Source organism: Streptomyces sp. NPDC050422, assembly GCF_044458665.1.
Lineage (GTDB): Bacteria > Actinomycetota > Actinomycetes > Streptomycetales > Streptomycetaceae > Streptomyces.
This window is the reverse complement of record NZ_JBITIE010000003.1, coordinates 162207-173998: the sequence shown is the minus strand read 5'-3', so window position 1 is coordinate 173998 and position 11792 is coordinate 162207. Positions and strand designations below refer to the sequence as shown.

The 11792-nt window shown below is 72.7% G+C and carries 9 protein-coding genes; 2 read left to right on the top strand and 7 right to left on the bottom strand.

Going from position 1 to position 11792, the window contains the following annotated elements; genetic code table 11:
• Nucleotides 1–29: 29 nt before the first annotated feature.
• The 6 genes from ACIBJG_RS05360 to ACIBJG_RS05335 all read right to left on the bottom strand — a co-directional run bounded on the left by ACIBJG_RS05360 (nucleotide 30) and on the right by ACIBJG_RS05335 (nucleotide 8393).
• On the bottom strand, nucleotides 30–1133 hold the full coding sequence (locus tag ACIBJG_RS05360; RefSeq protein ID WP_399304130.1) for an RNA polymerase sigma factor: 1104 nt from the start codon (nucleotides 1131–1133) through the stop codon (nucleotides 30–32).
• Nucleotides 1134–1490: 357 nt separating this feature from the next.
• Nucleotides 1491–3395 carry a DNA primase gene (dnaG, locus tag ACIBJG_RS05355; protein ID WP_399304128.1) on the bottom strand — a complete coding sequence of 635 codons (1905 nt, stop codon included), beginning with the start codon at nucleotides 3393–3395 and terminating at the stop codon, nucleotides 1491–1493.
• Between the two features lie 512 nt (nucleotides 3396–3907).
• On the bottom strand, nucleotides 3908–5167 hold the full coding sequence (locus ACIBJG_RS05350) for an NAD(P)/FAD-dependent oxidoreductase (protein WP_399304126.1): 1260 nt from the start codon (nucleotides 5165–5167) through the stop codon (nucleotides 3908–3910).
• 155 nt (nucleotides 5168–5322) lie between these two features.
• Nucleotides 5323–6663: a deoxyguanosinetriphosphate triphosphohydrolase gene (locus tag ACIBJG_RS05345; protein ID WP_399304124.1), complete on the bottom strand. Its 1341-nt coding sequence runs from the start codon at nucleotides 6661–6663 to the stop codon at nucleotides 5323–5325.
• A gap of 36 nt (nucleotides 6664–6699) precedes the next feature.
• Nucleotides 6700–7485: a sirohydrochlorin chelatase gene (locus tag ACIBJG_RS05340; protein ID WP_399304122.1), complete on the bottom strand. Its 786-nt coding sequence runs from the start codon at nucleotides 7483–7485 to the stop codon at nucleotides 6700–6702.
• 89 nt (nucleotides 7486–7574) lie between these two features.
• Nucleotides 7575–8393, bottom strand: a complete 819-nt coding sequence (locus ACIBJG_RS05335; protein ID WP_399304524.1) for a Cof-type HAD-IIB family hydrolase — start codon at nucleotides 8391–8393, stop codon at nucleotides 7575–7577.
• Nucleotides 8394–8508: 115 nt separating this feature from the next.
• Here ACIBJG_RS05335 and ACIBJG_RS05330 point away from each other — a divergent pair, with 115 nt between their 5' ends.
• Nucleotides 8509–9240, top strand: coding sequence for a vancomycin high temperature exclusion protein (locus tag ACIBJG_RS05330; protein ID WP_399304120.1), 732 nt, complete (start codon nucleotides 8509–8511; stop codon nucleotides 9238–9240).
• A 107-nt stretch (nucleotides 9241–9347) separates the two neighbouring features.
• On the top strand, nucleotides 9348–11498 hold the full coding sequence (locus tag ACIBJG_RS05325) for a molybdopterin oxidoreductase family protein (RefSeq protein ID WP_399304118.1): 2151 nt from the start codon (nucleotides 9348–9350) through the stop codon (nucleotides 11496–11498).
• Here the strand turns inward: ACIBJG_RS05325 and cutA are convergent.
• Nucleotides 11450–11788, bottom strand: coding sequence for a divalent-cation tolerance protein CutA (gene cutA, locus ACIBJG_RS05320; RefSeq protein WP_399304116.1), 339 nt, complete (start codon nucleotides 11786–11788; stop codon nucleotides 11450–11452). The genes ACIBJG_RS05325 and cutA overlap by 49 nt on opposite strands.
• Between the last annotated feature and the right edge of the window lie 4 nt (nucleotides 11789–11792).

Genomic DNA, 11792 nt, shown 5'->3' with positions numbered 1-11792 from the left:
CCTGCTCCGGCGGCTGCCTGGACTGCGCGTCAGTCCAGGTAGCCGCGGAGCTGGTCGGCGAAGGCGTGGTCCCGCAGTTTGTTGAGGGTCTTGGACTCGATCTGGCGGATGCGCTCGCGGGTCACGCCGAAGATCCGCCCTATCTCCTCCAGCGTGCGCGGCCGGCCGTCGGCCAGCCCGTAGCGCAGCTGGACCACTTTGCGCTCGCGTTCGCCCAGGGTGGAGAGCACCGCCTCCAGGTGTTCGCGCAGCAGCAGGAAGGCGGCCGACTCCACGGGGGACGCGGCGTCCCCGTCCTCGATGAGGTCACCGAGCGAGACGTCGTCCTCCTCGCCCACCGGGGCGTGCAGGGAGATGGGTTCCTGGGCGAGGCGCAGGACCTCGCCGACCCGTTCCGGTGTCAGGTCGAGCTGGCCGGCGACCTCCTCGGGCGTCGGCTCGCAGCCGCGTTCCTGGAGCATCCGGCGCTGGACCCGGACGACGCGGTTGATCAGTTCGACGACGTGGACCGGGACCCTTATGGTCCGCGCCTGGTCGGCAAGGGCGCGGGACATGGCCTGACGGATCCACCAGGTCGCGTACGTCGAGAACTTGTAGCCGCGGGCGTAGTCGAACTTCTCGACCGCCCGGATCAGTCCGAGGTTTCCCTCCTGGACCAGGTCCAGCATGGTCAGTCCGCGACCGATGTAGCGCTTGGCCACGGAGACGACGAGGCGGAGATTGGCCTCGATGAGGCGGCGTTTGGCCATCCGCCCCATGACCACGAGCCGGTCCAGGTCGACGGCGAGGCGGGTGTCGGGGTCCGGGGTGCGGGCCAGGTGCTCCTCGGCGAACAGGCCGGCTTCGACCCGGCGGGCGAGCTCCACCTCGTCGGCGGCGGTGAGGAGCGGGATGCGGCCGATCTCGCGCAGGTACTGGCGGAAGAGGTCGGACGACGGTCCGCCGGTGTCCGGGCGGCTGCGCGGCTCGGGGAGCTCCGGCTCCTCCATGACCGCCTCGGGTGGTTCGGGCGGGTCCGGTGGGGCGGGCGGGGGTGTCGGCGGGTCCGCCGCGGCCTCGGGGTGATGCACGGCCCGGGATTGCGCGGGGATGGCCGGGACACGCTCGGTTTCGGTCACGGTCCGGGTCTGCACGGGGGCGACCTCCAGGTGATCGCTGCCGGATCGCGGGGATGGAGGACCACCGTTCGGTGGGGACCGCGCTCCGATGACTATCAGCCCGACCTGCAATCAGGGGACGGCGTCGCGGGGCCGGTCACGCACATCTGCGGCGTTGTCATCGATCACCATGGCTCCGCCATGCCTCAATCCTCCGCCTTGCAGCTGCACGCGCCCGGCCCCGCTCCTCCACCCACCCCCTGATCGCAGGTCGGTCTAGCACCGCCACCCAGTGTGGGGTACGACACACAGCCGCCACGAGGGGCGTGCGGGGACTTTCTGAGTTCGTTCCGTGACCGGCCGGTTACCGGGGCGAAGGGCGGCGCCAGGCTGTCAGAGCGCGTCGGCGCCGTTGTTGCGCAGGGACTGGGCGTACTGCTGGAGGACCCAGACCTCGTTCTGCGCGGCAGCCAGGTGGTCCGGGGCGACGTTGCTCCCTAGGCGGGTGAGGCTGCCCTGGACGTCGTTGATCCTGCGGTCGACGGCGCGCAGGCGGACCTTGACCAGGTGCTCGCCCGCGTACGCCTCGTCGATGGACTTGCCGTGGAAGACCTCGACCGCGAGTTCCGTGACCAGCTTGCGCACCGTGTCGTTGGGGGTCGCGTCGAGCACCTGGACGAGGTACTCGCGCGTCTCGGGGACGCCGAGTTCCGCTCCACCCGCCTCCGCGATGCACTGGCGGACCGCTGCGTACGGCGGGGCGGTGAACTCGTCGATCCCGTAGGCGTCGAACGCCGGGGAGACCAGGGCGGGCTTCTGCAGGGCGAGCTTGAGCAGCTCGCGCTCGGTGCGGTGGGCCGGGCTGCGGAGGTTGAGCGCGGGGCCGGAGGGGCCGACGGGCGCCTGGACCTCCTGCCGCCGGGAGCCGCCTCGGGCGGCGGGTGCCGGTCCCCGGTCGCCGCCCCGGCCACGCGCCCACTGGGCGAGCTGATTGACCCGGTGCACGACGTACTCCTGGTCCAGGATGCCGACGAAGCCGGCGAGCTGGACGGCGACCTCGCGCTGCACGCTGCCCGTCTTGATCCTGGCGACGACCTGGGCCGCCTCGTCGAGCGCGGCGGCGCGGCCCGCCGGGGTCTCCAGGTCGTAGCGGGCGACGATCTGGCGGAGTGCGAATTCGAAGAGCGGGGTGCGGGGTTCGACCAGGTCGCGGACGGCGTCGTCGCCCTTGGCGAGGCGCAGGTCGCACGGGTCCATGTTGTCCGGGGCGATCGCGATGTAGGTCTCGGCCGCGAACTTCTGGTCGTCCTCGAAGGCGCGCAGGGCGGCCTTCTGACCGGCCGCGTCACCGTCGAAGGTGAAGATCACCCGGGCGCTGCCGTTGTCCATCAGGAGGCGGCGAAGGATCTTGATGTGGTCGCCGCCGAACGCCGTACCGCAGGTGGCGATGGCGGTGGTGACACCGGCGAGATGGCAGGCCATCACGTCCGTGTAGCCCTCGACGACGACAGCCCGGCTGGCCTTCGCGATGTCCTTCTTGGCCAGGTCGATGCCGTACAGCACCTGGGACTTCTTGTAGATCGCGGTCTCGGGGGTGTTGAGGTACTTCGGGCCGTTGTCGTCGTCGCGCAGCTTGCGGGCGCCGAAGCCGACGACCTCGCCGGAGGTGTCGCTGATCGGCCACATCAGCCGGCCGCGGAAGCGGTCGATGGGGCCGCGCCTGCCGTCCTGGGAGAGGCCGGAGGCGATCAGTTCCTTGTCGCTGAAGCCCTTGCCGCGCAGATAGCGGGTGAGGTGGTCCCAGCCCGCCGGGCTGTAGCCCACACCGAAGTGGGCGGCCGCGGCCTGGTCGAAGCCGCGCTCGGCGAGGAACTTGCGGCCGATCTCGGCCTCGGGGCCGTCGAGCTGCTCCACGTAGAACTGGGCGGCCACCTTGTGCGCCTCGACCAGCCTGATGCGCTCGCCGCGCTGGTGGGAGGGGTTGTACCCGCCCTCCTCGTACCGCAGGGTGATGCCGGCCTTGGCCGCGAGCCGCTCGACGACCTCCGCGAACGTCAGATGGTCGATCTTCTGCACGAAGGCGATCGTGTCGCCGCCCTCCTGGCAGCCGAAGCAGTGGAAGAGGCCCTTGCTCGGACTGACCTGGAAGGAGGGGGACTTCTCGTCGTGGAAGGGGCACAGGCCCTTGAGGTTTCCACCGCCCGCGTTGCGCAGCTGGAGGTACTCGGAAACGACGGCGTCGATCGGGACCGCGTCCCGGACCGCCTTCACGTCGTCGTCATTGATCCTGCCTGCCACGAGTGAAGTCTACGGGTGAGCTACGACAACCCACGCCTGCCGGGGTCCGGGGCGGGGGTTCCGTCCTCAATCGCCGGACAGGCTTGTGTGCGGGCCCCCCGCGGGTGCGCGTCACGTCCGTGGGTGGGGGTGGGGGCCCTCCGGGGAGACTCCTCAAAAATGGCGTGTGCACCCGACGACGAAGAAGTACCCGGGTCGTACGCCATTTTCTGCGGGGACTCCCCTGCACGCCCCCACCCACTCTCACCTGCGTCTGCACACCGGCCATACGACCGCCGCAGACGCGCGGCGGCCGGGTCCGGGGGCGTGCAGGGGAGTCCCCGCAGGACGACGAACAGATACCCGGGTCCGCTGCGTACCCGCCGAACGTTCGTCGTTTGAGGAGACGCCCCGGAGGGACCCCGGACCCCCACCCACCGGGGAACCGCGCCTCCGCAACGCGGAGCACCCGCACCAACCAGCCCGTCCGGCAATTGAGGACGGAACCCCGCGCCCCGGACCGGGGCAACCGGTCAGATCAGGGAGTCCAGTCGCACCGACGGGTCGGCCAGGGCGTCCGGGTCGACCGGCTGGCCGGCCTTGATCAGTTCCTGCACGGTCTCCGTGACATCCCACACGTTCACGTTCATCCCGGCGAGCACCTTGTGATCCTTCAGCCAGAACGCGATGAACTCGCGCTTGCCCGCGTCGCCGCGGATCACGACCTGGTCGTAGCTGCCCGGCGGCGCCCAGCCCGAGTACTCGAGGCCGAGGTCGTACTGGTCGGAGAAGAAGTAGGGCACCCGGTCGTAGCTGACGTCCTGGCCGAGCATGGCGCGGGCCGCCGCCGGGCCGCTGTTCAGCGCGTTGGCCCAGTGCTCCACCCGCAGCCGGGTGCCGAGCAGCGGATGGGCCACGTTGGCCACGTCTCCGGCCGCGTAGATGTGCGGGTCGCTGGTGCGCAGGGAGGCGTCCACGGCGATGCCGCCGCCCTCCTCGCGCGGGGCGATCTCCAGTCCCGCGGCCTCGGCGAGGGCCGCGCGCGGGGCGGCGCCGATTGCGGCGAGGACGTCGTGGGCGGGGTGCTCCTCGCCGTCGTCGGTGCGGACCGCGAGGACCATGCCGTCCTGGCCGACGATCTCGGTGAGCCGGCCGCCGAAGTGGAAGCGGACGCCGTGGTCGCTGTGCAGGTCGGTGAAGATCTGGCCGAGCTCGGGGCCGATGACCTTGAGCAGCGGGGTCGCCTCCGGTTCGACGACGGTGACCTCGGCTCCGTAGCCGCGGGCCGCGGCGGCGACCTCCAGGCCGATCCAGCCGGCTCCGGCGATCACCAGATGGCCGTTGTCGCGGCCGAGCGCGGCCAGCACGTTGCGCAGCCGGTCGGCGTGGGCGAGGCGGCGCAGATGGTGGACGCCCGCCAGGTCGGTGCCCGGGATGTCGAGGCGGCGCGGTTCGGCGCCGGTGGCCAGGAGCAGCTTGTCGTAGTGGATGACGGTGCCGTCGCCGAGCTCCGCGGAGCGGGCTTCGCGGTTGAGCGTGGTGACGGGCTGGCCGAGGTGGAGCTCGATGTCGGCCCCCGCGTACCAGGCGGTCTCGTGAACGAAGACGGTGTCGCGGTCCTCCTTCCCGGCCAGGTAGCCCTTGGAGAGTGGCGGGCGTTCGTACGGATGGTCCCGCTCATCGCCGATCAGGATGACCCGGCCGCTGAAACCCTCCGACCGGAGCGTCTCCGCTGCCTTCGCTCCGGCCAGTCCTCCGCCGACAATGACGAACGTCCGATGTGCGTCGACCACTTGATGCCTCCTCGGTGCTTGCTGCGCGGCGCCAACTGCGAGCGTCCCGCACGCAGCGTGATGGCGAAAGGGGGTGTGACCCGATCAGGTCACACCCCGTGGTCACATGCCGGTGTGCCGACCGGGGCCCGCACACCGGAATCAAGGGTGCTCCCTCAGCCTCGGCGTGCGGTGAGCGTGTGGTGCAGGGAGCGGGCCGAGGCGTCGGTCAGGGCGGCGATCTGGTCGACCAGGACCCGCTTGCGGGCGCGGTCGTCGGGGGCCGCCTCGTACAGTGCGCGAAGCTGCGGCTCCAGGCCCTCCGGGGCGCGGGCGGTCAGGGCCGCGGCCAGCTCGGCGATGACGATCCGCTGGTCGGCGCGGATCGCCTCCTGCTCGGCGCGCTGCATGACGTAACGGTCGGCGACGGCCTTGAGGACCGCGCACTCGTTGCGCGCCTCACGGGGGACGACGAGCTCGGCCCCGTATCGGCCGAGGCGTCCGGTGCCGTACGCCTGCCGGGTGCCGCTCTCGGCGGCGAGGCAGAACCGGCCGATCAGCTGGCTCGTGGCGTCCTTGAGCCGGGCCTGGGCGACGGCCGATCCGTCGTAGCCGTGCGGCCACCAGTCCTGGCCGATGAGGCGGTCCAGTGCGTCGGACAGCTCCTGCGGGTCGGTGTCCGCGGGGACGTACCGTCCGATGGCGACGGCCCAGATCTCGCGCCGCTCCGGCTCGGCGTCGAGGCAGTTGGGGTCGATGTGCCCGGCGTGCAGCCCGTCCTCGAAGTCGTGGACCGAGTACGCCACGTCGTCGGACCAGTCCATCACCTGGGCCTCGAAGCACTTGCGGTCCTGCGGGGCGCCCTTGCGGAACCAGTGGAAGACCGGCAGGTCGTCCTCGTACACCCCGAATTTCGGCGATCCGGGGTCGGTGGGGTGGGCGCCTCTGGGCCAGGGGTACTTGGTGGCGGCGTCGAGCGCGGCGCGGGTCAGGTTGAGCCCGACGCTGACCAGGTCGCCGGTGCGGGGGTCGCGTACGAACCGCTTGGGTTCGAGGCGGGTCAGCAGCCGGAGCGACTGGGCGTTGCCCTCGAAGCCGCCGCAGTCGGAGGCGAAGTCGTTGAGCGCCTGTTCGCCGTTGTGCCCGAAGGGCGGGTGGCCCATGTCGTGGGAGAGACAGGCCGTCTCGACGAGGTCGGGGTCGCAGCCGAGCGCGGCGCCGAGTTCGCGGCCGACCTGGGCGCACTCCAACGAGTGCGTGAGCCGGGTCCGCGGGCTGGCGTCCCAGACGTGGCTGCGGGTGCCCGGGGTGACGACCTGGGTCTTCCCCGCGAGCCGGCGCAGGGCGGCGGAGTGCAGCACGCGGGCGCGGTCGCGCTGGAAGGCGGTGCGCCCCGGCCGTTTGTCCGGCTCGGTGTCCCAGCGCTCGGCGTCGGCGGCGCCGTAGGGAGCCGTGCCGGGGTTGTCCTGTGCGCCGTCCGTGCCGTGGGCGCTGTCCGTGCCGTCTGTGCCTTCCATGGGGCCGACACTAATCCGCCCGACTGACAAGGAGGCTCAGGCGGAGGCGAGGAAACGTGTGTTCATCAGGGTTTCGTGCGCCGGTGCGCCGGCCGCCCGGGCCTGGTCGTAGCGGTGGAGCAGCAGGCGTGCCATGGCCGGGTGCGCGCCGAGGGGGGCGGCGGCGATCCAGGTCGCCTCCGCCGCCGCGGCCGAGGCGAAGCGCCCGGGGGCGGTGAAGTACGAGGCGACGGCGACCCTCCGGCGGCCCCGGGCGGCCAGTGCGCGCAGGGCGGCCGGGACGGTGGGCGCGGCGGCGGAGGCGTACGCGGGCACGACGGGCACCCCGCCGAGCCGTTCGCTGAGCAGGTGCGCGGTGCGGCGGGCCCCGGCGGCCGATTCGGGGTCGCGCGAACCGGCGGCGGCCAGCACCACGGCGCTGTTGCGGTTCCCGTCGTCCGAGGGGCGCCAGCCGGCCTCGGTGAGCCGGCCGTGCAGCGCCTCGACCAGCAGCGGGTGCGGTCCGAGGGGTGCTGCGGTGCGGGTGCGCAGGGCGGCGGCGCCTGCGACGGCCTCCGGGATGTCCTGCTTCACGTGGTAGCCGCGGCCGAGCAGCAGCGGTACGAGGACCGCCTCGCCGCTGCCGAGGGCGCCCAGCGTCTGCGGGAGGAGGGGTTCGTCGAGCTCGATGTGGCCGAGCCGGACGTCGAGCCCCGGCCGGAGCTCCCGGACCCGGTCCAGGAGTTCCGTCACCGTGTGCAGCGCCCGCGGGTCCCGGCTGCCGTGCGCGACGGCGACGAGGGTGGGGGCGGCGGGTATCAGGGGGCTCACGGACTCCGTCATGGACCGATGGTGCCGGGCGCAGGTTGCCGCCTCGTTGCGCGCCGGTCACAGGCGTTTTCCGCCGCCTCACCGGGAGCCCGGGCCCGCTGTCAGACGGCCGCCTCCGGCCGGACCCGCTGCCCTGCGAACAGCCGCTCGATGACGTCGGCGACGCCGTCCTCCTCGTTGGTGGCGGTGTGGGCCGGCACGGCGGCGAGCACGGACGGGTGGGCGTTGGCCATGGCGTATCCGGTGCCCGCCCAGGCGAGGACGGTGAGGTCGTTGGGCATGTCACCGAAGGCGATGACCTCGGTGGCGTCGATGCCCCGTGCGGCGCACAGGACCGCGAGGGTACCGGCCTTGGTGACGCCGGGGGCGCTGATCTCCAGCAGTCCGCGTCCGCCCGAGTGGGTGAGCTGCACCTCGTCGCCCGAGCCCTGCCGGGCCGCCGCCAGCAGGGTGTCGGCGTCGAGCCGGTCCGACCAGGCGAGCAGTTTGGTGACGGGGGCCTCGGTCAGCCAGAGGTCGGCGAGGGTCGGTACGGGGAGCTCGGCGCCGGCGTCCTCGGACATGCGCAGCCGGTAGGACGGTTCGTACAGCACCTGGTTGCCGGTCTCCAGGGCGAAGCCCACCCCGGGCACGGCGGCGGCCAGTGCGGTGGCGACCCGCTGGGCGGTGGTCAGGGGAAGGACGCGGGAGGAGACGACGGTGCGGGTGCCGATGTCGTACACGAGGGCCCCGTTGCTGCACACCGCCGTGCCCACGAGGCCGGTGGCCTCGGCGAGCCGGTCGACGAACCGGGGCGGTCTGGCGGTGACGATGACGATCTCCGTGCCGGCGTCCTCGGCCGTGCGCAGGGCGCGCAGCGTGCGCGGGGAGAGGGTGCCGTCGTTGCGGAGCAGGGTGCCGTCGAGATCTGAGGCGATCAGCCGTGGGAGCAACATCGGCCGATGCTATCGACGGCGGTGGCGGAGAACCGTTTCGGCCGTCTGCTCGTCAAGCGGTAGGGGATGGTGCGACACGACAAGAGGGATGGGGGCTCCGATGCGGCTGAGGCCTTGGGGAGGACGGGCGGTCCGGGCGCTGCGGCGGACCGCCGCCCGGCTGCGGCCACGGCTGCCGCGGACCCGGCGGGGGCGGCGCCTGGCCGTGCAAGGGGTGATGGCCGCCTGTGTGCTGGCGCTGGCCCCGGCCACCTGGATGCACACGGTCGCCGACGCCCGGGTCAGGACGGCGGCGGACGTGCCGGCGCAGCAGGTCGCGGTGGTGTTCGGCGCGGGGCTGTGGGAGGGCAGGCCGTCCCCGTATCTCGCGAACCGGCTGAGCACCGCGGCCGGGCTGTACCGGGACAAGAAGGTGAAGGTCGTGCTGGTGACCGGTGACAACAGCCGGGTGGAGTACGACGAGCCGGACGCGATGCGCACGTACCTGGTCGCGCACGGGGTGCCGGACAGCAGGATCGTCAGCGACTACGCCGGCTTCGACACCTGGGACTCGTGCGTGCGGGCCAGGAAGATCTTCGGCGTCGAGCGGGCCGTGCTGGTGAGCCAGGGGTTCCACATCCGGCGGGCGATCGCCCTGTGCCGGGCGGCGGGGATCGACGCGTACGGCGTCGGGGTCGAGGCCGTACACGATGTGACCTGGTACTACGGCGGCACGCGGGAGGTGTTCGCGGCGGGGAAGGCGGCCCTGGACGCCCTGTTCGAGCCGGATCCGCACTTCCTGGGGCCCGAGGAAACGGGGGTTGCCGAGGCCCTCGCGGCGGACGAACGGTGACGGCTCCGCTCACCTCACCGCCGGGTGCGGGGCAGGCTGAGGTGGGCGTACCGGCGGTGTAACCGGGAGCGGGCGCCCGCGTAACACCCGGCTCGCAGTCTGGGGCCATGACCAGCACCGCGACTGCCGCCACCGCGACCCACTGCCCGTACTGCGCACTGCAGTGCGGCATGAACCTGCGCCCGGTCGCCGGCGACGCGGTCGTCGAGGTCGAGGAGCGCACCTCCTTCCCCGTGAACCGGGGCGCCCTGTGCGGCAAGGGCCGCTCGGCGCCCGCCGTGCTCTCGTCCGCGGTGCGGCTGACCGGGCCGCTCGTACGCGACGCGGCGAGCGGGGAGCTGGAGCCGGCCGGCTGGGACGAGGCGCTGGCCCGTATCGCCGAAGGGCTGCGGGGGACGCGCGCGGAGCACGGGGCCGACGCGGTGGGCGTGTTCGGCGGTGGCGGGCTGACCAACGAGAAGGCGTACGCGCTCGGGAAGTTCGCCCGGGTGGTGCTCGGCACCTCTCAGATCGACTACAACGGGCGGTTCTGCATGTCGTCGGCGGCCGCCGCGCACCAGCGGGCCTTCGGCCTCGACCGCGGGCTGCCGTTCCCGCTGGAGGACGTTCCGCGCACCGGGTGCGTGATCCTCGTGGGGTCGAACCTCGCGGAGACCATGCCGCCCGCGCTGCGGTATCTGACCGAACTCCGGGAGAACGGCGGCCGGCTGATCGTCATCGATCCGCGCCGCACCAGGACTGCCGAGCAGGCGGACCTCCACCTCGCCCCCCGGCCGGGCACCGACCTGGCGCTCTCGCTCGGCATGCTGCACCTGGTGGTTTCGCAGGGGCGGGTGGACGAGGAGTTCGTACGGGAGCGCACCAGCGGCTGGGACGAGGCGCGGGCCGGGGTGATGGCCCACTGGCCGGAGCTGGTGGAGCGGCTGACCGGCGTTCCGGTGCCCCAACTGCGGGCGGCTGTCGAGATGTTCTGCGGCACGGAGAGCGGCATGGTGCTCACCGCGCGCGGCCCGGAGCAGCAGTCGAAGGGTACGGACACCGTCGGCGCCTGGATCAACTTCGCGCTGGCCACCGGGCGCGCGGGCCGGCCGCTGTCCGGTTACGGCTGCCTGACCGGGCAGGGCAACGGCCAGGGCGGCCGTGAACACGGCCAGAAGGCCGACCAGTTGCCCGGCTACCGCAAGCTCACCGACCCGGCGGCGCGCCGCCATGTCGCCGGGGTGTGGGGGGTCGATCCCGACTCGCTCCCGGGGCCGGGGCGCAGCGCCTACGAGCTGCTGGACGCGCTGGGCACCGAGGTGCGGGCGCTGCTGGTGATGGGGTCGAATCCGGTGGTGTCCGCGCCGCACGCGGGGCATGTGGAGGAGCGGCTGCGGTCGCTGGACTTCCTCGCGGTCGCCGATGTGGTGCTGTCGGAGACGGCCGCGCTGGCCGATGTGGTGCTGCCGGTGACGCAGTGGGCCGAGGAGACCGGGACGACGACCAATCTGGAGGGCAGGGTGCTGCTGCGGCGGCGTGCGGTCAGCGCGCCCGGGGGTGTCCGCAGCGATCTGGACGTGCTGCACGGGCTGGCCGGTCTCCTCGGGCACGGGAAGGGGTTCCCGGCCGACCCGGAGGAGGTGTTCGACGAGTTGCGCCGGGCCTCGGCGGGCGGCCCGGCGGACTACGCGGGCATCACGTACGAGCGGATCGCGGCCGAAGACGGGGTCTTCTGGCCGTGCCCGGACACGGAGCACCCCGGTACGCCCCGGCTGTTCCTGGACCGGTTCGCGACGGACGACGGGCGGGCCCGGTTCGTACCCGTGACGCACCGGCCGTCCGCCGAGGAGACGGACGCGGAGTATCCGGTGGTGCTGACCACGGGCCGGGTCGTCGCCCAGTACCAGTCGGGGGCGCAGACCCGCCGGGTGGCGGAGCTGAACGCCGCCGCCCCGGGCCCCTTCGTGGAGTTGCATCCCCGGCTCGCCGAGCGGATCGGGGTGGCCGAGGGCGATCCGGTCGCCGTCACTTCACGGCGCGGGCGGGCGGTGGCGCCCGCCCGGATCACCGTGGCGATCCGGGCGGACACCGTGTTCATGCCGTTCCACTGGGCGGGTGAGGGCCGGGCCAACACACTGACCAACCCGGCTCTGGATCCGGTGTCGAAGATGCCGGAGTTCAAGGTGTGCGCGGTGCGCGTGGAGGCGCTCACCGCGGCGCAGGGCGCCCCTCAGAGCGAGGTGACCGGGGCCGTCTCCGCCGATACCCAGGCCAGGTAGCGGGCGCTGCCCCGGAGCACCGGCAGGGCGATGATCTCCGGGGTGTCGTAGTCGTGCGACTCCTGGAGGTACGCCTCCAGCTCGTCGTACCGTTCGGCGCTCGTCTTGAAGAAGAGCTGCCACTCCTCGGTGGTCTCGATGGCGTTCTCCCACCGGTAGACCGAGGTGACGGGCGCGGAGATCTGCACGCAGGCGGCAAGTCGCGCCTCCACCGCGCCCTGCGCCAGGAGCTGGGCCTTCTCCTCACTGTCCGTCGTGGTCAGTACGGTCAGCCATGCGGGCGGTGTCACCTTC